At 40.6% G+C, this 20,429-nt stretch carries 19 protein-coding genes and 1 pseudogene; 5 read left to right on the top strand and 15 right to left on the bottom strand.

Translation table 11 applies throughout. The features are described from left to right. Positions 1 to 157 precede the first annotated feature (157 nt). From rpmB to ASC84_RS16955, 3 genes are all read left to right on the top strand, one after another. Positions 158 to 394: a 50S ribosomal protein L28 gene (gene rpmB / locus ASC84_RS16965; RefSeq protein ID WP_000048256.1), complete on the top strand. Its 237-nt coding sequence runs from the start codon at positions 158 to 160 to the stop codon at positions 392 to 394. 12 nt (positions 395 to 406) lie between these two features. Beyond that, positions 407 to 562 carry a 50S ribosomal protein L33 gene (rpmG, locus tag ASC84_RS16960; protein ID WP_003654787.1) on the top strand — a complete coding sequence of 52 codons (156 nt, stop codon included), beginning with the start codon at positions 407 to 409 and terminating at the stop codon, positions 560 to 562. 182 nt (positions 563 to 744) lie between these two features. After that, the gene (locus tag ASC84_RS16955) at positions 745 to 2,463 is read left to right on the top strand and encodes a cation:proton antiporter (RefSeq protein ID WP_004718008.1); all 1,719 of its coding nucleotides are present in this window, start codon (positions 745 to 747) and stop codon (positions 2,461 to 2,463) included. A gap of 263 nt (positions 2,464 to 2,726) precedes the next feature. On the opposite strand, the gene ASC84_RS16950 is transcribed toward ASC84_RS16955, so the two are convergent. The 5 genes and pseudogenes from ASC84_RS16950 to ASC84_RS16930 all read right to left on the bottom strand — a co-directional run bounded on the left by ASC84_RS16950 (position 2,727) and on the right by ASC84_RS16930 (position 7,493). Further along, on the bottom strand, positions 2,727 to 3,005 hold the full coding sequence (locus ASC84_RS16950) for a hypothetical protein (RefSeq protein ID WP_004718010.1): 279 nt from the start codon (positions 3,003 to 3,005) through the stop codon (positions 2,727 to 2,729). A gap of 108 nt (positions 3,006 to 3,113) precedes the next feature. Further along, positions 3,114 to 3,617 (bottom strand): DUF6586 family protein, encoded by a 504-nt coding sequence (locus tag ASC84_RS16945; protein WP_004718012.1) that lies wholly within the window; start codon positions 3,615 to 3,617, stop codon positions 3,114 to 3,116. Positions 3,618 to 3,839: 222 nt separating this feature from the next. Further along, positions 3,840 to 4,091, bottom strand: coding sequence for an RNA-binding protein (locus ASC84_RS16940; protein ID WP_004718014.1), 252 nt, complete (start codon positions 4,089 to 4,091; stop codon positions 3,840 to 3,842). A 200-nt stretch (positions 4,092 to 4,291) separates the two neighbouring features. Next, positions 4,292 to 6,169, bottom strand: a pseudogene (locus ASC84_RS16935) (ATP-dependent helicase); the annotation flags it as partial. A gap of 187 nt (positions 6,170 to 6,356) precedes the next feature. Continuing rightward, entirely contained in the window at positions 6,357 to 7,493 is a 1,137-nt protein-coding gene (locus ASC84_RS16930; RefSeq protein WP_056516922.1) for a glycerate kinase, read from the bottom strand. A gap of 99 nt (positions 7,494 to 7,592) precedes the next feature. Here ASC84_RS16930 and ASC84_RS16925 point away from each other — a divergent pair, with 99 nt between their 5' ends. Next, positions 7,593 to 8,042: a carboxymuconolactone decarboxylase family protein gene (locus ASC84_RS16925; protein WP_034611667.1), complete on the top strand. Its 450-nt coding sequence runs from the start codon at positions 7,593 to 7,595 to the stop codon at positions 8,040 to 8,042. A 187-nt stretch (positions 8,043 to 8,229) separates the two neighbouring features. Here the strand turns inward: ASC84_RS16925 and ASC84_RS16920 are convergent, their stop codons facing one another. From ASC84_RS16920 to ASC84_RS16900, 5 genes are all read right to left on the bottom strand, one after another. Beyond that, a complete protein-coding gene (locus ASC84_RS16920; RefSeq protein WP_004718021.1) occupies positions 8,230 to 8,793 on the bottom strand; it encodes an HdeD family acid-resistance protein in 564 nt (187 codons plus the stop codon). A 137-nt stretch (positions 8,794 to 8,930) separates the two neighbouring features. Beyond that, entirely contained in the window at positions 8,931 to 9,689 is a 759-nt protein-coding gene (locus tag ASC84_RS16915) for a hypothetical protein (protein ID WP_056516919.1), read from the bottom strand. Between the two features lie 70 nt (positions 9,690 to 9,759). Further along, entirely contained in the window at positions 9,760 to 12,402 is a 2,643-nt protein-coding gene (topA, locus tag ASC84_RS16910) for a type I DNA topoisomerase (RefSeq protein ID WP_056516916.1), read from the bottom strand. Between the two features lie 26 nt (positions 12,403 to 12,428). Next, entirely contained in the window at positions 12,429 to 12,878 is a 450-nt protein-coding gene (locus tag ASC84_RS16905; protein ID WP_004718027.1) for an ammonium transporter, read from the bottom strand. A gap of 106 nt (positions 12,879 to 12,984) precedes the next feature. Beyond that, positions 12,985 to 13,323, bottom strand: a complete 339-nt coding sequence (locus tag ASC84_RS16900) for a helix-turn-helix domain-containing protein (RefSeq protein WP_056516913.1) — start codon at positions 13,321 to 13,323, stop codon at positions 12,985 to 12,987. 148 nt (positions 13,324 to 13,471) lie between these two features. Between ASC84_RS16900 and ASC84_RS16895 the strand changes: the two genes are divergently transcribed. Further along, positions 13,472 to 14,218 (top strand): SDR family oxidoreductase, encoded by a 747-nt coding sequence (locus ASC84_RS16895; RefSeq protein ID WP_056516909.1) that lies wholly within the window; start codon positions 13,472 to 13,474, stop codon positions 14,216 to 14,218. 105 nt (positions 14,219 to 14,323) lie between these two features. Here the strand turns inward: ASC84_RS16895 and ASC84_RS16890 are convergent, their stop codons facing one another. The 5 genes from ASC84_RS16890 to ASC84_RS16870 form a co-directional block, all read right to left on the bottom strand. Further along, on the bottom strand, positions 14,324 to 15,361 hold the full coding sequence (locus tag ASC84_RS16890; RefSeq protein WP_056516984.1) for a hypothetical protein: 1,038 nt from the start codon (positions 15,359 to 15,361) through the stop codon (positions 14,324 to 14,326). A gap of 140 nt (positions 15,362 to 15,501) precedes the next feature. Beyond that, positions 15,502 to 17,241 carry a biotin carboxylase N-terminal domain-containing protein gene (locus ASC84_RS16885; RefSeq protein WP_056516905.1) on the bottom strand — a complete coding sequence of 580 codons (1,740 nt, stop codon included), beginning with the start codon at positions 17,239 to 17,241 and terminating at the stop codon, positions 15,502 to 15,504. Position 17,242: 1 nt separating this feature from the next. Next, on the bottom strand, positions 17,243 to 18,823 hold the full coding sequence (locus tag ASC84_RS16880; RefSeq protein ID WP_056516902.1) for an urea amidolyase family protein: 1,581 nt from the start codon (positions 18,821 to 18,823) through the stop codon (positions 17,243 to 17,245). Between the two features lie 19 nt (positions 18,824 to 18,842). Next, positions 18,843 to 19,649, bottom strand: coding sequence for a putative hydro-lyase (locus tag ASC84_RS16875; protein ID WP_004718035.1), 807 nt, complete (start codon positions 19,647 to 19,649; stop codon positions 18,843 to 18,845). 19 nt (positions 19,650 to 19,668) lie between these two features. Then, on the bottom strand, positions 19,669 to 20,427 hold the full coding sequence (locus tag ASC84_RS16870) for a LamB/YcsF family protein (RefSeq protein WP_004718041.1): 759 nt from the start codon (positions 20,425 to 20,427) through the stop codon (positions 19,669 to 19,671). Positions 20,428 to 20,429: the final 2 nt, after the last annotated feature.

The following is a 20,429-nucleotide window of genomic DNA, read 5'->3' as shown; positions in this document are numbered from 1 at the left end:
GGCATGATCTATCAAATTAGATCATGTTGCGTTTTGACGAATTCCGCTTGTCTTTTAAGCGGAATTTTGGTATAAAACGCCCCTTGAATGAATTCAATCCGTTTTATTTTGACTGGCCATACAGATTTGCTGTTGGCTAAATCAATGGAGTTACACCATGTCTAAGGTTTGCCAAGTTACCGGCAAGCGTCCAGTCGTTGGTAACAACGTCTCACACGCCAACAACAAAACTAAACGCCGGTTCGAGCCGAACCTGCATCACCACCGTTTCTGGTTAGAAAGCGAAAAACGTTTTGTACGTCTTCGTCTAACCACTAAAGGTATGCGTATTATCGACAAATTGGGCATTGAAAAGGTTGTTGCTGACCTTCGTGCTCAAGGTCAAAAGATCTAAGGAGTCTGAACCATGCGTGATAAAATTCGCTTAGTTTCTACTGCTGGTACAGGTTATTTCTATACCACTACTAAGAACAAACGTACTATGCCGGAAAAAATGGAAATCAAAAAATTTGATCCAAAAATCCGTCAACACGTAATCTTCAAAGAAGCTAAAATTAAATAATTTTAGTTTTCTTAAAAAATACGATCCATTTGGGTCGTTTTTTTTGCCTTTTTTTTCTTCGACTTGTTAAACTCTTTAGCGAATTTGGCACTGATTGTGCATTTTATATGGCTTTATACAAAGTCATTACCTTAAGAAATGATTTTTTGAATGATTTCTCCTGAAGATTTAAGGAGTATTTAGTGCCTCATGATGTAGATCTGATTATTTTACTTGCAGTTGGTTTTGGTATAGCCCTGATCTTTGGCTATATCGCTGCACGATTACGCCTGCCACCTTTGATTGGTTATTTAATTGCGGGAATTATCATCAGCCCCAATACCCCAGGTGTTGTTGCAGACATCGCGCTGGCCAATCAGCTTGCTGAATTAGGCGTCATGTTCTTGATGTTCGGTGTCGGAATGCATTTTTCCCTCAACGATTTAATGCAAGTCCGAAAAATTGCCCTCCCTGGTGCAATTTTACAAATCGCGGTTGCGACCTTACTGGGTATGGCAGTTTCCATCTTTTGGGGCTGGAGCTTTGGTTCTGCACTGGTCTTTGGCTTAAGTTTATCCTGTGCAAGTACGGTGGTTTTACTCAAAGCATTAGGTGATAAAGGGCTACTTAACTCGGTGAATGGTAAGATTGCCGTTGGCTGGTTGCTGGTCGAAGATCTGGTCATGGTTTTAGTCTTGGTTCTACTGCCTGCAACAGCTGTACTTTTAGGCGGACATCCTATTGCAGGACATGAATCTGATCAAAACATTTGGTTAACACTCGGCATCACCCTATTAAAAGTAACTGGTTTTATCGCCTTTATGCTCATCATTGGCAAACGCCTTGTGCCAATGATTATGCAATATGTGGCACGTTTAGGCTCTAGAGAGCTTTTTACTTTAACCGTAGTCGCAGCAGCAGTTTCAATCGCTTATGGCTCATACGCAATCTTCGGCGTTTCTATGGCACTTGGAGCGTTCTTTGCCGGAATGGTGGTTAAAGAATCAGATTTTAGTCATCGTGCAGAAGAAGAAACCTTACCTTTACGCGAAATTTTCTCGATTTTGTTCTTCGTTTCTGTCGGGATGTTATTTGATCCACGTATTATTGTGGAACAGCCTCTGCATATTTTAGCAGTCATTGCCATTATTATGATTGGTAAGACGCTGGCAGCGATGGCATTGGTGTTATTTTTCCGTTATCCCATCAATACAGCATTAACAGTGGGCGCCAGCTTGGCACAAATTGGAGAGTTCTCCTTTATTCTGGCAACCTTAGGCTTGTCACTGGGATTACTTAGCCCTGAAGCGCAAAACTTAATCTTAGCGGGTGCTTTATTTTCTATTACTCTCAATTCGTTTCTATTTTCTGCGATCGAACCTGTACAAAACTGGATCCGTGAGCGTTCGCATTTGGCGCGCTTACTTGAGCGTAGCGGTGACCCATTGGCAATGCTTCCAGATGAAGTTGATCAAGCGTATTTACGTGATCAAGTGGTGATTGTTGGTCATGGTGAAGTCGGACGTCGTATTACCAAAACGTTGATGGATGATGGCATCAAAGTGGTCATCGCTGAAGAGAACCGCGAAATTGTAGAGAATTTGCGTGAAAAAGGCATCGCTGCGGTTTCTGGCCGAGCAACAGAACCCAGTGTTTTGATTCAAGCCCATATCCAACATGCACGACTATTGGTGATTTCACCGATGGATATTGTAGATATTCATAAAATTGTCGATACTGCTAAGCTGCTTAATCCTGAGATTCAAGTGTTAGTTTGTGCTGAAAATAAAGAAGAGGCTGAAGTGATCCGTAAAGATAATGTTGGTGAAGTCTATTATGCAAAAGAAGAAATGGCGAAAAACATGAGTAATCATATTTTAAACCAGATCCAAATTGCTCATCATCATGAACCAACACATTGAATTAGGATAATCTTTAAAACGTAGATCTTTAAAACGCAGCTAAAACCACACGACTGTTCTTTGTGGACCTTGGAAAGTCGTGGTGCTTCCATTATGTAATGGTATCGATAACCATGTTGGATGGGGGGATCGCCACCCCATCTAAGCAGAGATTTAAAACTTCTAGAATTTGATGCCATTTGCGTATATCAGGTTATTTGCATACAAAGAAAAACGCACTCGAAAGTGCGTTTATTGTATTTATTCTAGAATAAATGAAATCACTAGCTCATAAATTTTGGTTGTTCATCAACAACTTCAGCGTGCCATTCATCTGCCTGTTTTTCAAGTAACGCAAATAATGCAGCTTGAATCATCTGTTGTGCAATCGCTGGCGTTTGATCACCCAGTAGTGCCTTCACTTCTTCATTAAATTGAATAGTGACCAAGGGCTCTTTTTCAGAACCTGCATTACGCAGTGCCAGCTCCCCACTTTCGAGCTGTACCAACTCCAAAATAGCTTCCTGATTTCCAAATAACTCTTTTAACTGTTCGATAGACATAAATCCTCCATGCTCAACATGGGGCAAGGTGCTGAATGCACTTTGCATCTTGTAGATATTTTATATAGTCATTTAAAACAAAATTTCAAGTATATCTGATCAAAAAGATCAGAATTCAACCATTTCATTACGAAAACCATCAATAAGTTGCGATAAATCTCGGTGCCACTCTCTTAAAATCTTTGTATCAGGCAACCAAGCTTGTGGTGTTTGCGTCACTTTGATAATTAAGTTTGATGATGTTTCATCCTCTGGTTCTGGCGCACTTGGTTCAGGTGCATATTGACAAAGTCGATACGCTCTTTTGAGTTCAGCAATAAATCCTTCTTTGGCTAATTTTTGCATCACTAAAACTTCTGGTGAGACTTGTCCTTTAGCCGCCATATTTTCTTCGATTGACTTTAAGGTTGGGGAAAAATCATTTAAACGGTAATAACGTACCAACTCTTGCAGAAATGCTAAAACCGCGCCATGTAAATGAAATACTGCTGCTTCACGATGTGCTTGAGCTTGTTGAACATTTTCAGTTTGTTCTCCCTGCATACATGCAAGACGAGCAAAATAAAGTTTTTGATTGGTACGGTCTGCATGAAAGCGAGCTACACGTGACATGGAAGTTCCCTAAGATTTTGGCATTCTTTACAGTCTTAGCTTAATCTTTATTGAACAAAAATCACAATGAATTTTATCCATGTTGTATGTCAATAAAATAGATAGCGCTCGTTTTTGCAAGAATATCAATTTAAGTTTTTATTTTTATCATGGTTTGACGAGATTATTTAAATACTAAAATAAAAAAAAGGAGCAATAAATGCTCCTTAGACTATCTGCCAATTATGCTTCTGGCTTATCTTCCGCTGCTTTTACACGAATTCCATGACCATGTAAGCGCAAGGTATTTAAACCTTTAATCGCTTTAACTGCTTCTCTACCATGTGGCATTTCAACAAAAGCAAAACCTTTCGATTTACCTGTTGCCGCATCAAGTACTAGAGTACAAGTATCTACTGTACCGTATTGCTTAAATAACTCTAACAATTCAGCTTCAGTTACAGTACGTTCTAAATTACGAACTAAAATTTTCATCTCACAACCTTAAAATATAAACGAGGCAAAAAACATCAAAAAGCACTCGCCTACCTACTTTTTGAATGAAAAACGATTGCTATAGTTTAATCTAGATCTATACCAAAATCTAAATTAATCGCCCGACGCTCGATTAAGGCACTTTTTACAGTTTGCTCTCGCTGTCTATAGTGAGTTTCTGTGCTACATAAATTTCGAGTTAAATCATTGAGAAAATAACTTTCAATCTTACGCCCTTGTTCATCTGTTTGCGTATGTGCCCAAAAACTTAAATTTTGTTTGGTTAGAATAAGTTCATTTTGTGCGCGTGTTAAAGCCACATAAAGTACACGGCGCTCTTCTTCAACTTCATCGAAATTGCCTTGTGCACGTGCATTTGGGTATTGCCCCGCAGAGACATTTGCCACATAGCAAACCTTTTGTTCTGTCCCTTTAGCAGAATGGATGGTAATTAAAGTCACCACATCATCTTGCGACTGACGCTCAATTTCACTGATTGAAACAGGGTCAAGTACATATTCTTCTAAGAACTCGCTCAGTTGGGTATGTTTAGACGCCAGTTGCTTGACCAGATCAAAATCACCCACTCGTTTATGCCAATCTTTTTTGGCATAGTTTTCTTCAAGTTGGTTGAGAATAGCCTCTACACCGAGTTTTACACAGGCTTCAACTTCGGTTTTTAATACACTCATTTGCTTCATGATCAGCAATGTATTGTCAGGAATGCGCCCAAACTTCTCTAATTTTTCTGTAATTTTCTCAATATCTGCATCCAGTAAGAGCTGTTGCGCCAGCTTACTCGCACCGACGTCGCCCACGCCATTCCATAAGGTTAAAAACCGCATCCACGCAATATCATCCAATGGGTTAGCAATAACACGCAATAAACTCAATAAGTCTTTGACATGCGCTGTTTCAAGCAACTTCATCCCTCCAATAAATCGGTAGGGAACATTGGCTTGGATAAAAGCAGCCTCAATATGTCTTGCCGCAAAGGCTGAGCGCACCAACACCATATGGTCATGCCAAGCTGAACCTTCCAATAAATGCCGCTCTTTGATGTCGATCGCGATCCATTTTGCTTCATCAAACTCATTTGGAAAAACATGCATTCGCGGTTTAATGCCATCACCACGATAAGCTTCAAGTTTTTTATCGTAATGAATCGAACTTTGATCGAGTAACCAGTTGGAAAAATCTAAAATTTCTTGAGTAGAGCGATAATTTTTTTCTAATTTGAAAATCTCTGCATCTGGCACACGCTCTTTAAAATGGTGGATATTTTCAAAATCCGCACCACGAAAACCATAAATCGACTGTGCATCGTCTCCCACGCAAAACAGTGATGTTTTATCTTTTAATGGTTCAAGAATTGCCCACTGCAAAGGATTGGTATCTTGCATTTCATCAACCAGCATGTACTGACATAAGCCCGCAACATAATCCGCTAAACCATCGGACTGTGCCAAAGCAGAAGCAACCACGGCGAGAATATCATCGTAATCTAGAAAACTACGTGCCCGCTTACGGGTTTCGTACTCTTTCATGATTTCTGCGATTTGCTCTTTATCGTCTAAAAACTCAGGCAGTTGCTTTTCTAAAGCTAAACTTAGTTTTTGCCGAGTATTGCGTGCAAAGGAATATAAATCACAAAGCTGTTGTGGTTTAGGCAAGGCGTTGGGATTCTTTTTATCATCCTTTCCACGAATCAAACGGAACAACATCAATTGATCATCACGATCTATGATCGAAAATTGATCCAATCCAAAAGCTTTTGGCACGCGTCTAAGTAAATACATGCAAAAGGTATGAAATGTAGATGCGCGTAACCCTTTGGCCTGATCACCTAAAGCAAGCTCTACCCGCGCCACAATCTCGCTGGCAGAACGGCGCGTAAATGTCAAAATTTGGATTTGATTGGCAGGAATGCCTTGATCAATGAGATATGCAGCTCGTGCCACAATGGTTTTGGTTTTGCCACAACCTGCCCCAGCAAGAACTAGACTATGTTTTGTTTCAGTCGTAGCAGCTTGTTTTTGTTGAGGGTTTAATTCATTAATCAGGTTGGCTAAACTCATTTTCACTCATCATTTTATGGATGGCTGCTAGTTTAGCAGAGCTATAGTGAAATTATGCATTTTAACCCAAGAATCAAGTCGTGAATTGACGCTTAAATCAGGACATACCAATGAAGAAAAATTCAAGACAATAAAATTTATTGTCCCTAGCAGAGATTAAAGGAGGACTTTTACAATAAAAACCGCCTTATAGTCTTAACAACCGTGCCACACTCTCACAACAGCGTTCTAAATTTTGCTCACCATGCTTTAATGCTGTTGCTAAATCACATGCACCATCAACAATACCAAAAATTGCACTAAAGCCTTCTGCATAAAGCTCCTCGACGCCTTCACCGATATGCCCTGCAAAAACAATCACAGGTTTATTCAACTGCTTGGCAACTTGCGCTACCCCAAAAGGTGTTTTGCCAAACTTGGTTTGAAAATCAATACCACCCTCGCCAGTAAACACATAATCTGCTTGGGCAATTTTTTCCTCAAGTCGGGTTTCTTTAATCACGATTTCCACACCAGAGCGTATTTTTGCACCCGTAAAAGCCATAAGTCCGAAACCCAAACCGCCTGCAGCACCAGCACCCTGTAGATTTGCAACATCAACATTCAACTGTTGTTTCACCAACGCAGCAAAATGATCAAGGTTTTGATCTAAGATCCCAACCATCTCAGCAGTTGCTCCTTTCTGTGGCGCAAAAATAAAAGAAGCACCATTTGGACCACATAACGGATTGTTTACATCACTGGCAATAATAATCTCAGTCGCTTTTAAACGCGCATCGAGTTGTGAAAGATCAATGCTTTTGATCTGCTGAAGCTGCCCACCACCCACGTCTACAGAATGGTTATTCTCATCTAAAAATTTTGCCCCTAAAGCCTGTGCCATCCCGGCACCAGCATCATTGGTGACACTACCACCCAGGCCAATAATGATTTTACCAACACCCAAATCCAAAGCGGCTTTGATCATTTCGCCTGTACCCAGAGTTGACGTCACTAAAGGATTGCGTTGAGACTTTTCGATCAGGTGAATACCATTTGCCAGCGCCATTTCTATAACAGCCGTCTGACCACCATCAATTAATCCCCAATAGGTCGATATTCGTTGCTGAGCCAATGGACCAGTGACCTCAACATATACTTTACGACCACTTCGTGCAGCGACCAAAGCATCGACTGTTCCCTCACCACCATCTGCCATAGGTACATGAATAAACTGTGCATCAGCAATGACTTTTTCAATACCACGTTGCATTGCAAAACAAGCTTGTTCGGCTGTCATACTTTCTTTAAATGAGTCAGGCGCAAGAACAAAAACTTTAGACATGAGCAAATGCATTTCGATGAGATTCAAAAAATAACATAACGATTTTTCGAGTATAGATAAACTAATAAATTCATAATTAAGACTAAAGAAATGACAACTATGCAACGTGTAAACCTTGGTAAGACCGCCCCAGAACTATATAAAACGGTCATCGAACTTGAAAATTTATCTATGCAAAAAGTTCAGCAAGCTGGGCTTGATGTTGGATTCTCTCATTTACTCAAATTAAGAGCCTCGCAAATTAACCAATGTGCTTTCTGTGTTCGTATGCATACCCAAGATGCAATTAAAGCGGGTGAATCAACTGATCGTATTGCGTTGATTAGTGCTTGGCGTGAAAGTGAATACTTTACTGAAAAAGAACGTGCGGCTTTAATTTTAATTGAAGAGATTACTTTAATTGCCAATCAACATTTTCCAGATAGCGCTTATGAACAAGCTGCACAGCATTTATCCAGCGATGAAATCACGGCGATTGAATGGGTTGCGATTGTGATCAACACATGGAACCGTATCGCCATTTCCAGCCAGTATAAAGTCGCGAAATAAGCTAAGTTTCAACACTTAAATCATTTATCTAGGTAACACCTCGCTTTTCAGAAATGTTAATTGAGATAAGATTTAACTGAATACTGCTCTAGTTGCATAAATATTTACGCCAAAATGCAAAACGCCTGATGTCATTGATCAGGCGTTTTGTTAAATGCACATATGATTTCAAACATTAAGTAAAACCTTAATGGCTCGCGGGTGGGATTTGTTTAATTGCTGCAGCAAAGGTGAGATAGTTGACCCCTTGGAATAAAATATCCACACCTAAAAATAATCCGAGTACCCAAAAAGGGGAATCTGGTGATGCCAGAATAATTGCACCTGTTGCCAAGGTTAAAAGCCCTGAAAATAATGTCCACCCCCATCCAGACATTGGTTTCAACATAAATGCATTAAAAATACGAATAAAACCGCCAATCAATAAAGCAATTGCCAATAAATTGGTTAATACCACTGCAGTGGTAATCGGAGATTTAAATGCATAATAACCCGCTGCGATATACAACACACCAAACAACGCCCAAAGCCAGCGGAAGCCACCATCAAAAATTTTAAATGCTGCAATTAGGTGTAAAACCCCACCGATCATCATTAAAGCACCAAACAATGCAACAACCGTCAATGTTGCCATACCCAGTGAAGCCAATAGCACTAATCCAAAGATCACCAATAAAGCTCCAAGCAGAAGATACCATTTACGGTTTTCATGGAGTTGATGACGAACTAAATCATTTCCTACAGTACGCATAATTCTTCTCTTGGTTGTTATTCATTCATTTTATTGTTGATCTAATTCAGGTGTTTGTCTGTATAAAATCTGCATCTATACCAGAATAAAGCTTTGTTTGAGCAGAATCTAAGCGATAAACAGCACAGCTCTATACACTACTTCACCCAACCCATTTCTTGTGCAGTGAGTCGACTGATCATGGTATCTTCTAGATCTTCAGGTGTCTTGCTTTTACTTTCAGAAAGCGCAATATAGCCGCCCATAATTTCTGCACGCTGTTGTGGATAACGTGGTTGTTGTTCAGGATTGGCATAGCCTGTCGGATAGAGAGGCTGCCCTGTTGTAAAATCATATTTATCTTTTGCACCAAAGGTATGCAGTAACTCATGTACAAGAACAACTTTATTACTCGAACTTTGCTTCGGCGATGCAAATAGATTCACAGAACCAATACGCCCACGTTCCAATGCTGTAGAGTGTTTTAATATTTTCTGCAACTTGGGATCATAATAATTTAAATACAGGGTCACCGATGGTGAGCCATCTTCGCCTTGATGCTGTTTCCATGCATAAAATCTAAATTTTAAACTCCACAAAACTGTATCCAAGATACGGCCTGATTCTGGAAACTTAGGTGGCAAGGTATTTAACTCACGTCCAAGCTGAAAATGAAACGAAATCGGTTGCCCACGAAATGCTTGAGACTGCAAACCTAAATAATGTTCAATTTCCTCAAGATCATCTGTTGAGATTTGCTGAATATAGGCTGCTGTGGAGCGTTGACCATCTGCATTGATTGGATGTAATAAAACAACGATTGGCTTGCTCCAATCTTGATTCATATCACGCCATGCGTTCACTGCAACAATCAGCAGAATGACCAGTAAAATACCAACTCGAATCTTTTTCCACATTGAATATATTCTCAATTTTTAATCGCAATAAAAATGCTGACCTAGGCCAGCATTTTTAAATATTTATGGATTAAGCTTCTACCCATTTCCCATCTTGGTAGACCAAAGACCATTTGGTTTGTTTACCTTCTGGGGTTTCTGAACCAATATATTGCGCTTGGTTTTTACGGCTAAACTTAACCAATGTTGGATTACCATCTGGATCTTGATCAGGTGCTTGCAAGATAAACTGATACTTAGGATCAAGTTGATCTGCAACTGAACGTAACTCCGCAACCTTCGGTGCACGTGTTTCGCGTACTTTAGGGAATTTGCTTGCCGCCAAGAATAAACCCGCTGCTCCATCACGTAGAACAAAGTAATCATCATGTTTGACTGAACGTAAATGTTCCATTTTGATTGGGTCGACACGAGGTGGCGCTGGCTGACCATTTTTCAAAACTTTACGGGTATTGTCACAACTCATACAAGCGAAATATGGACCAAAACGACCCGTTTTCAACTGCATCTCGCCATCACATTTATCACATGGAATGGTTGGACCATCATAACCCTTGATTTTGAACTCGCCTTCTTCCAGCTCGTAACCATCACAATCCGGGTTATTTCCACAAATATGTAACTTGCGACCACCATCAATCACATAGCTGTCCATTGCAGTACCACATACTGGACAACGTTTTTTCGACATTAAGTCAGCAGTTTCAGCACTGTCATCATCAGAAAGTATAGCCAACGACTCAACTGGTGTTAAATTCAATGTCCCTTTACAGCGTTCTTTTGGTGGCAAGTTATAACCAGAACAACCAAGGAATACACCCGTCGTCCCTGTACGAATCTGCATCGGGCGTTCACATTCTTTACAGTGAACAGCTTCAACTTCTACAGGTTGATTACGACGCATGCCGTTTTCGCCCTGTGCTGTGGTTAAACGCTTTTTAAAATCACCGTAGAAACTATCTAACAGCTCTTTCCAATTACGTTCACCATCTGCAACTTTATCCAATTGACCTTCCAAATCTGCAGTAAATGCATAATTCATCAGGTTATTAAAATTCTCGTCTAGACGATCGGTAACAATTTCACCCATCTTCTCTGCAAAAAGACGGCGATTGTCGAGTTTGACATAACCACGATCTTGAATCGTCGAAATAATCGCAGCATAAGTCGATGGACGACCGATTCCACGTTTTTCCAATTCTTTTACTAAAGATGCTTCAGTAAAACGTGCAGGTGGTTTAGTAAAGTGTTGAGAAGGATCAAGTTTCTCAAGTTTGAGAATTTCACCCACTTTGACTGCAGGTAATAAAACATCATCATCAGACTTGTTCTGACCACGCACTTTGGTAAAACCATCAAAAACTAAAGTACGACCTTTGGCTTTGAGTTCTACACCATTCGCATCAACCAAAATCGTTGAGGATAAATACTCTGCTGGAGTCATTTGACATGCAACAAATTGACGCCAGATCAAATCATATAAACGTTGTGCATCACGCTCAACCCCCGCCAAACTATCGCCTTTTAAGGCAACATTGGAAGGACGAATCGCTTCATGGGCTTCTTGCGCATTGGCTTTATTCCCATAACGATTTGCTTTAGCAGGTAAGTACTTCGCACCAAATTCAGTTTCAATATGATTACGCACCATACTGACAGCATCATCACTCAAGAATGTTGAGTCAGTACGCATATAAGTAATAAAGCCAGCTTCATATAAACGCTGTGCAAGCATCATGGTTTTCTTTACAGAGAAACCTAAACGAGTACTTGCAGCTTGTTGCAAGGTTGAAGTGATATAAGGCGCACTTGGATTGACCTTCGTTGGCTTATCTTCACGTGTTGCAACTTTATATTCAGCATCTTTTAAAATGTTCAATAAAGCATCTGTTTGCGCTTTATTTTGTAATTTTAATGTTTTGCCGCCTTGTTTGACTGCTTCTAAACGAATTTCATCTTTTGCAGAATGAGTGTCTGCAAAAACTTGCCAGTATTCTTCAGGAATAAAGGCACGAATCTCACGCTCACGCTCGACCACCAATTTTACTGCAACCGACTGTACACGCCCTGCAGAGAGGCCACGCGCAATCTTTTCCCACAGCAGTGGTGAAACCATGAAGCCCACCACGCGGTCGAGAAAACGACGAGCCTGTTGCGCATTCACACGGTTTAAATCTAGACGTGTAGGTTGTTTAAATGCTTCTTGAATGGCATTTTTGGTAATCTCGTTAAAGACCACACGATGGTAACGGCTATCATCACCACCAATCACTTCTCTTAAATGCCAAGCAATCGCTTCTCCCTCTCTATCCAAATCCGTTGCGAGATAGATTTCATCTGCATCTTTGGCTAGTTTTTTGAGTTCAGCGACCACATGTTCTTTGCCTGGAAGCACTTCATATTTGGCTTTCCAACCATGCTCAGGATCGACACCCATACGATTGACTAAAGCGGATTGTGCTTTTTCAGCCTTCTGTTCATCCGTCAATTTGGTACGCGTTGCAGGCTTTTTTTCTGTCGATTTACTTGAACCACCTGTAGGTAAATCACGAACATGACCTACCGAAGACTTCACAATGTAATTTGAGCCTAAATATTTATTAATCGTTTTCGCTTTTGCAGGCGACTCCACAATCACTAATGCACGTTTTTTCCCAGCATCAGGAGAATTTGCTGTTGTGCTTTTGGATGTGGACCGAGGAGCGTTCGCCATAATAAACCACTGTTCCTATTATTAAGTTAAATTTCAGCCAATTTAAGTAAATATGCCTTCATATCATCAAGCTGTGTTGCTCTGAGGTCAGATTCTTCATCCCAATAAAGCCCTACACAGTTGGCCTGCATATCAATAGCATAAATCCCTTTTAATGCAATGGGAAAATCTTTAAATTTCTCATCACCGAGGACCACTTGAAGCTTTTGCTCTTCTACACGGGCGCGCATCAAAGCTAAGCGTGCATCTGGAATCAGTACACTATAATAAGCCACCATACTCGCACGAGACTCTGTTGCCATCGGGATTTTCGTCCACTCTGGTGCAGCCACTAAACGTGGGTGTAAGCCCATCTTGCGTGCTTTCTCTCGCATTAAACCTAATGCTTTTTCTCTAGGGCTTACGCGTAAGCCAAAAATTGAGCCCAATACAAAAACAATAATAACGAGCGCAACCCAAAGACCAGTGTGTTCCATAGTTCACCTTTTAATTCCTATATTAGAGTTGCATAAGCTGAATATAAAACGCAAGTTTAAAATTAAAATTACCGCCAATTACTGATTTTGAGGTCAGTTTAATTTCTTATTTTTCATTCATATTTTTTTCATAAAGCTCCATCCAGCTTCCCAATGACTGAATAGCGCTTTGCAGCGTTTGTCCTAATTCGGTAATTTGATATTCCACTCTAGGTGGTACTTCTGGGTAAATCTGCTTGGTTATAAGTTGGTGTTGCTCCAGCAGTTTTAAATGTTTCGACAACTCTTTTTGTGGGATTGGCGCTAAAGCCTTCTGTAATTGGCTAAATCGAACAGGATGTTTTGCTTCAATAAGATGATAGACAATTGGCAATACCCATTTTCCCGAAAATAATCCAACAAATCGCATAATCGAACAATTTTGCTCATATTGCAGTGTCGTCATTTTTCTACCTTACATAAAGCTACATTTTATAGCCTTTGAGTTTAGTCTATTTCAAACCAAACAACGACTAAGTCACCAATTGGTAAGTACTTACTTTGACAAATAAATTTTCACAATATAAGAGTTTGTAGACATTTTAGTGAAAAACATGCGATTAAAGAATAAAACGGTTTTAATTACTGGCGCAACCAGTGGAATCGGTCTTGCAGCAGCACAACGTGCAATACAAGAAGGTGCTTTTGTTGTGTTTACTGGCCGAAATCCAGATCAAATTGTACTGACACAAGAACAATTCGGCACCCAAAGTTTGGGCATCCAATGTGATCACTCAAGCTTAGTATCACAAGATCATTTTATTGAGAAAATGCAAGAATTATCCATTAAATTCGATGTGATTTATATCAATGCAGGCAATGTTAGCCATGAAGCATTTGGACAATGGACCGTTGAACAATTCGATGCGATTTTCGACACCAATGTAAAAGGTCCATTTTTTCTGATACAAAGCTTACTTCCAATGATCAAGCCCCATGCTTCAGTGATTTTATGTGGTTCGACCAGTATTCATATTGCCTTAGAGAAAAGTAGCGTTTATGCTGCCTCAAAAATCGCCTTGCGTTCTTTGGTTAAGACCTTATCTAGAGAACTTTTAGCCCAGCAAATACGATTTAACTTACTTTCACCGGGACCAACCTTAACCCCTGCCCTCAACAAAGTTGCGAGTACACCCGCTGAAGTTGAACAGCTCAAAGCCAGTATTGAAAATCTTGTGCCAATTCAAAGGTTGGCGGATCCAGTCGAAATTGCCAATGCCTTTATTTATCTTGCTTCTGATGAAGCTAGATTTATTGTCGGTAGCGAACTCTTGGTCGATGGTGGCGTAGCAAATTTATAAGCATAAGCAAAGCTATAAAAATACAATGTATGGCTTAATAAAAAAGCGCTAAATATTCAAATCTAAGCGCTTTTTTATATTGCTCTGGGCAGCTTAAAAATCGCCCTAATTTAAATACATTTCATGACTATAAACAACTTCATGACCATTCCAATAAATATAGCCTTTTTCAATCAACTCTTTAAGCAATAAACGGATATCTGATTTTGGAAACATTTGCTCCAATAAATCACGCAACTCATAAATATCTTTAGGTTTATCGGTTTTTAAATTATTCAATTTATGAATAACTTCAATTTGCACTGGATCTATTTTTGCAAAGTTTTTAAACAAAACCTGATGTACTGCACCCACAGAGTCTTGCTGATCCATTTCCTGTAACACCTGATCTGAATCGATACGTAATTTTTCTAAAATTTGATCAATTTTTTCAAGTTTGATACTGGATTGTGCTGCGGATTCAGTCTCAGTTGGAAGTGCTAAAACAGGTTTATCGATATCGAGACTTGTCCATTGTTTCAAGACTTTTTTACGATAAGCCACCTGATCATCAAAACGTTTGACAATTTTTAAATTGATTAACATGCCAACCAGATGCTGAGCTTTTTCTGGCACAACTTGCAAAATATTCACAATAGAATTCTTTAATTTTTCAATGGTATTCGGTTTGCCTGTCATCTCTCCCAAGGCATCGCAATACTTTTTAACCATTTGCAAATACGGTTTATTTTGAATGGTTTGTAGACTAGGTATCGAGTACTTGTTGCGTTGACGTTCCAACGTGGATTGGACTTGAATAAAACTACACGCTAGATCAGCGCTACGCATCAGATCTAACAATAAGGAACAACTTGGCATCGCAGAAATGACTTCAATCTGCATCTCTGGCTCTAATAATGCCAATAATTGCCCTACCACAACTGCATATTCATATTCTTTTTCAGATGCATTCGGTACTTCTAAAATCACCACCTGACCACTGCTCACCCAGCCTGAAAATTCAGTTAAATCTTCCAGTGAGTACTGGAATTGTCCCGTACAATTGAAAAGATAGAGTGTTGGGTAATGTTCAATAATCTCCCGCAGCATTTTGGCTGTAGGCATATTATTTTCAAGATCGAGAAGAACAGCTTTATTCGGCATGGTCAAAAAGTTTGCAACTGAACAGTGGCAAGCATTACAACCAGCTTTCAACAAAAGGTCAAATAAAATTGGAAATTTAATCCTAAATTCCCAATTCCATCTGACTTAAATGTATAAGCTTTAGATTTTAAAGATAAATATTATTGGATGGTTGCAATCACTTGATCAGCCTGACACGTGCTCCCGACTTCTTTCAGCAATTCAATTTGACCACTTTGATGTGCCAAAACTTGAACTTCCATTTTCATAGCTTCCATAATTGCCACAACTTGCCCTGCACTCACTTGCTCTCCGGTTTGGACTTTCCATGCAATAATGGCCCCATTAATAGGCGCTTGTAAGTGCTCAGGTTGAAGTGCGAACTCTGTGCTTTGCGCTGGTTGTTGCTCCACCTGAACTGCACCTTGAGCAAACATTCCTGCAGGTAGGCCTAGACGGTGTAATTTCCCATCAATTTCGATATAGCTTAAAACCATCGCTTGTTGATGCTGAGGAATCGCGCGTCGAGTTGATTTTAAGTCTTGTTTAAAATCATTTTCAATCCAACGCGTATGTACTTTAAATTCGTCGGTAAAATCAGGCTCATTCAGCACGGCACGATGAAAATCTAAAACTGAAGCCACCCCCTCAATTTTAAACTGCTTTAAAGCGCGTTTTGCGCGACGTATTGCGATTTCACGCGTTTCCCCCGTCACAATCAGCTTTGCCATTAAAGAATCGAAATGGCTGGAAACCAGAGAGCCTGTACGCACGCCAGTATCGACACGCACACCATGACCAAAAGGTGCTTCAAATAAACTTAGTGTACCAAATGCTGGAATAAAACCACGGCTAGGGTCTTCTGCATTGATACGAAACTCAATGGCATGGCCTTGTGCTTTAGGGGTTTCTTTGATCGATAATTCTTCGCCCAAAGCCACCTGAATTTGCTCAACCACCAAATCAACTCGCGCTGTTTCTTCGGTCACGGGATGTTCAACTTGCAACCGCGTATTGACTTCTAAAAATGATAGCGTCCCGTTTTGGCTCAATAAATACTCGACTGTCCCTGCTCCAACATACTGAGCAGCCTGACAAATATTTTTTGCTGAAGTTAAAATCTCTTGGTAAATCTCATCACTGATAAATGGTGCTGGAGATTCCTCAACTAATTTTTGATTGCGGCGCTGTAAAGAACAATCGCGCGTACCTAAGACCACCACATTCCCATGCAGGTCGGCAATCACTTGCGCTTCCACATGACGAGGATTGTCTAAGTACTGCTCAACAAAGCATTCGCCACGACCAAAGGCCGCTTTTGCTTCACGGACAGCAGAGTCATAGAGTTCTTTCACTTCTTCAAGCTTCCAAACCACTTTTAAACCACGACCACCACCACCAAATGCCGCTTTAATTGCAATAGGCAAGCCATATTGTTTTGCAAAGGCTAAAGCCTCATCCGCATTATTCAATGGGTCTTGTGTGCCTTGTACCAAAGGTGCACCCACTGAAGCGGCGATTTTACGTGCTTCAATTTTATCACCCAACTTGGTAATTGCTTCAGGAGATGGGCCTACCCACTTCAAGCCTGCATCAATCACAGCTTGTGCAAATTCAGCCCGTTCCGATAAAAAACCATAACCAGGATGTACCATGGTGGCTTTTGATTTTTTAGCAATATCAATAATGGCATCAATATTTAAATAGGTTTCTTTTGCGGTTGCGCCAACCAAACCCCATGCTTCATCTGCAAGTTCGACATGTAAACTGCCGATATCGTCATCTGCATACATTGCCACGGAAGCAATGCCCATATCACGACAAGCATGGATAATACGCACAGCAATTTCACCACGATTGGCAATCAATAATTTTTCATTTACATATTTTTGCTGGTTCATCTTAGTTCTCGATATCTACAAATTCGGCGATTTTTCTAAATTTGATATGGCAATCCGCAGGTATTTGTGCCACCAAATCCCAATGATGCTTGGCAACCGAAGCAATCACAGGATAACCACCAGTTAATGGGTGATCATTCATAAACAATACAGGTTGACCATTGGGTGGAATCTGCAAAGCACCAATACATGTACCTTCACTTTCCAATTCATGATGAATATTACGTGTTAAGGGCGCTTTCCCAGATAAACGTAATCCCACTCGATTACTTTCATTGGTGACTAACCATGCTTGATTGCACAGTTTTTCAATACTGCTTTGCTCAAACCAATCCGTTCGAGGTCCCATCACAATATCAAGTTCAATCGTATCGCCAAGGGACGGGAGATTGGATTTTGGCACTTCGTTGATGCTGATATTGGATGGGACGACTTGACCTTGGTAAATGACATCACCCGTTTTTAAAGGGGCTGGACCAAGAATGGCTAAACTGTCAAAAGAACAGCTATTTAAAACGGGTTGAATATCCAAACCACCACGAACCGCAAGGTAATTGCGTAACCCTGCGCTCGGCGTTTGAATTTGAAATTCATCTCCCTCATCCAGTGCAATCGCCTGATAGCTGTCAAAATCTGCTTTTTGACCATCTGCAAATTTCACATGGATATTGGAAATTGCACCTGCCACGCTAATGACAGCTGAATTTTGCATGACTGCTTTTAAACCACCATTTAGCACCTCAATCACAGGCGTATCCGTTGGATTTCCCACGATTCGATTGGCACAATGCATCGAAGCGACATCCATCGCCCCTGCTGTACCCACACCGATATTGCTGTGCTGAAAACGGCCTTCATCTTGAATCGAAACTTGCAAGCCAGATGCCGTGATTTTGAATAGGGACTGTTTTAAAGTTAAATCTTGTCGTGGCGTGATTTGCTTGGGTACATCCACAGATACAGGATGATGGGTTATATCCTCAAAATGCACCCGCATTCCTGGTCGTAAAAGCGCAGGATTTTGACGCTCCAAATCCCACATTTTTTCTGACGTTGTTCCAATCAATTGCCAGCCACCCGGACTATCTTTTGGGTAGATACCCGAGTATTGCCCAGCAAGCCCAAGTGAACCTGATGGAATTTTTTTACGTGGTGTTTTTAGACGAGGAATATCTGTAAAGGGCTGATCAAGGCTACTCATATAAGCAAAACCTGGAGCAAAGCCAATAAACGCAACGTCCCAAGTGCTTTGATGATGTTTTAATATCAGATCGGCTATAGAGAGGCCTTGAAGTTCCGCCACTTGTGCTAAATCTTCACCATCGTAACGAATCGGAATAATCACTTCCTGCGTATTTCGATCAAAGCCTGAATCAAGGTTTAAAGTACCAATCAAAACACTCAAGGTTTTAAAGTCAGTCTTGATTTCGTTAAAACAAATCAAAATTGTTTTTGCAGCAGGAATTAAATCTTTGATTCCATTCAAGTGTAAATTTTGCAATTTACTGTATAACGCCAAAGTTTCTTCTAAACTAGAAAGTTCAATCAAGAAACTGTCGGAATTTACCGATAAAAATCGCATTTACTGATCCTTTCTTGTCTTAACGCATCCACGCACGATCAGGTATGTCTGTAATCAACATATGTCCTGGTGCATGGCTAATGGCAAATGGGATTTTCGAGTTCATGATTGCAGCTTGAGGCGTTACACCACATGCCCAAAATACTGGAATTTCACCCTGTTCAATACGTGAGGCATCACCAAAATCTGGCTGATTGATGTCGCGTATGCCCAAACTTTCAGGATGACCAATATGTACGGGAGCACCATGAACACTCGGCATACGTGCCGTAATTTTTACAGCCTCAGCTATTTGATGGGCAGGAATGGGGCGCATAGAAACCACCATATTTCCTGAAATACGTCCAGCAGAAAGGCATTCGATATTACTCAAATACATCGGTACATTGGTCTTGTCATGGATATGACGCACTTCAATCCCCGCTTCTTGCAAAGCTGTTTCAAAGGAGAAACTACAGCCAATTAAAAAGGTCACTAAATCAGGATGCGCGTTATAAAGCTCACTCGCATCAGTGAGCTCATCGACCATTTCACCGTTTTTCCAAACACGATATCGTGGAAAGTCAGTGCGAATGTCTGAGTCAGTAGCCAATCGAGAGTGGTATACCCCTTCTTCCAAAACATCTAATACAGGACAGCTTTGCGGATTACGCTGTGCGTACAACAAGAAATCATATGCCCAGTCTTTAGGTACAGAAATCATATTCACTTGCGTCATCCCAGCAGCCATTCCTGCTGTAGGTTGATCAAAACCTGCACGAATTTGTTGTCGCGCATCCAATGCAGCTTTTAGCTGAGCTGGATCGACTTTAATCTCTTTAAACATGTGTCTTGTCCTTATTGTTTTATGCACAAAATGAACGAACTTGAATGTCGTTTGTTAGCAGCTCAGCTTTAATCGCTGCGGACATTTCTAGTGCACCTGCGGTATCACCATGCAAACAAATCGTATCGGCTTGAATTGGGGTAAATACGCCATCAATTGACTCAACCCCACCATTTTTCAACATCGCAACCACACGTTTTGCCACAAACTCAGCATCATGCAAAACAGCACCTTCCAAACGGCGTGAAACCAGTGAGCCATCGCGGTTATAAGCACGATCAGCAAAGGCTTCTGAAACCACTTTTAGACCTGCCTGACGTGCTTGTGCAACCAAATTTGACCCAGCCAAAGCAACCAGTACCAATGCAGGGTTATACATTTTAATAGCTTCAATCACGGCTTCGGCTTGTACAGAATCTTTGGCAATGGTGTTATACAACGCCCCATGCGGCTTGACATATTGCACTTTTGAACCAGCAACTTTTGCCAAACCGTCAAGCGCCGAAATTTGATAGAGCACATCTGCAATCAGCTCGTCTTGAGACAAATCCATATTACGGCGACCAAAACCAACCAAATCTGGGTAAGAAACATGCGCACCAATCGTGACATCTAATTTCACTGCTTGTTGAAGCGTTTTCAATATTCCCAACGGGTCACCTGCATGAAAGCCACAGGCAATATTGGCGCTACTGACAACAGGTAAAATTTGCTCATCATTGCCCATTTTCCACGAGCCAAAACTTTCACCCAAGTCACTATTTAAATCGACATACATTG

It is taken from the genome of Acinetobacter sp. Root1280 (genome assembly GCF_001425285.1).
Classification (GTDB): Bacteria; Pseudomonadota; Gammaproteobacteria; order Pseudomonadales; family Moraxellaceae; genus Acinetobacter; species Acinetobacter guillouiae.
The sequence above is the reverse complement of the archived record's forward strand: the minus strand, read 5'-3'. Positions and strand labels throughout refer to the sequence as shown.

Excerpts from the sequence above, each read along its gene's own strand:
- rpmB (WP_000048256.1), top strand. The coding sequence starts at position 158 with ATGTCTAAGGTTTGCCAAGTTACCGGCAAGCGTCCAGTCGTTGGTAAC.
- rpmG (WP_003654787.1), top strand. The coding sequence starts at position 407 with ATGCGTGATAAAATTCGCTTAGTTTCTACTGCTGGTACAGGTTATTTC.
- ASC84_RS16950 (WP_004718010.1), bottom strand. The coding sequence starts at position 3,005 with ATGTCTATCGAACAGTTAAAAGAGTTATTTGGAAATCAGGAAGCTATT.
- ASC84_RS16945 (WP_004718012.1), bottom strand. The coding sequence starts at position 3,617 with ATGTCACGTGTAGCTCGCTTTCATGCAGACCGTACCAATCAAAAACTT.
- ASC84_RS16940 (WP_004718014.1), bottom strand. The coding sequence starts at position 4,091 with ATGAAAATTTTAGTTCGTAATTTAGAACGTACTGTAACTGAAGCTGAA.
- ASC84_RS16930 (WP_056516922.1), bottom strand. The coding sequence starts at position 7,493 with ATGTCTAAAGTTTTTGTTCTTGCGCCTGACTCATTTAAAGAAAGTATG.
- ASC84_RS16925 (WP_034611667.1), top strand. The coding sequence starts at position 7,593 with ATGCAACGTGTAAACCTTGGTAAGACCGCCCCAGAACTATATAAAACG.
- ASC84_RS16920 (WP_004718021.1), bottom strand. The coding sequence starts at position 8,793 with ATGCGTACTGTAGGAAATGATTTAGTTCGTCATCAACTCCATGAAAAC.
- ASC84_RS16915 (WP_056516919.1), bottom strand. The coding sequence starts at position 9,689 with ATGTGGAAAAAGATTCGAGTTGGTATTTTACTGGTCATTCTGCTGATT.
- topA (WP_056516916.1), bottom strand. The coding sequence starts at position 12,402 with ATGGCGAACGCTCCTCGGTCCACATCCAAAAGCACAACAGCAAATTCT.
- ASC84_RS16905 (WP_004718027.1), bottom strand. The coding sequence starts at position 12,878 with ATGGAACACACTGGTCTTTGGGTTGCGCTCGTTATTATTGTTTTTGTA.
- ASC84_RS16900 (WP_056516913.1), bottom strand. The coding sequence starts at position 13,323 with ATGACGACACTGCAATATGAGCAAAATTGTTCGATTATGCGATTTGTT.
- ASC84_RS16895 (WP_056516909.1), top strand. The coding sequence starts at position 13,472 with ATGCGATTAAAGAATAAAACGGTTTTAATTACTGGCGCAACCAGTGGA.
- ASC84_RS16890 (WP_056516984.1), bottom strand. The coding sequence starts at position 15,361 with ATGCCGAATAAAGCTGTTCTTCTCGATCTTGAAAATAATATGCCTACA.
- ASC84_RS16885 (WP_056516905.1), bottom strand. The coding sequence starts at position 17,241 with ATGAACCAGCAAAAATATGTAAATGAAAAATTATTGATTGCCAATCGT.
- ASC84_RS16880 (WP_056516902.1), bottom strand. The coding sequence starts at position 18,823 with ATGCGATTTTTATCGGTAAATTCCGACAGTTTCTTGATTGAACTTTCT.
- ASC84_RS16875 (WP_004718035.1), bottom strand. The coding sequence starts at position 19,649 with ATGTTTAAAGAGATTAAAGTCGATCCAGCTCAGCTAAAAGCTGCATTG.
- ASC84_RS16870 (WP_004718041.1), bottom strand. The coding sequence starts at position 20,427 with ATGTATGTCGATTTAAATAGTGACTTGGGTGAAAGTTTTGGCTCGTGG.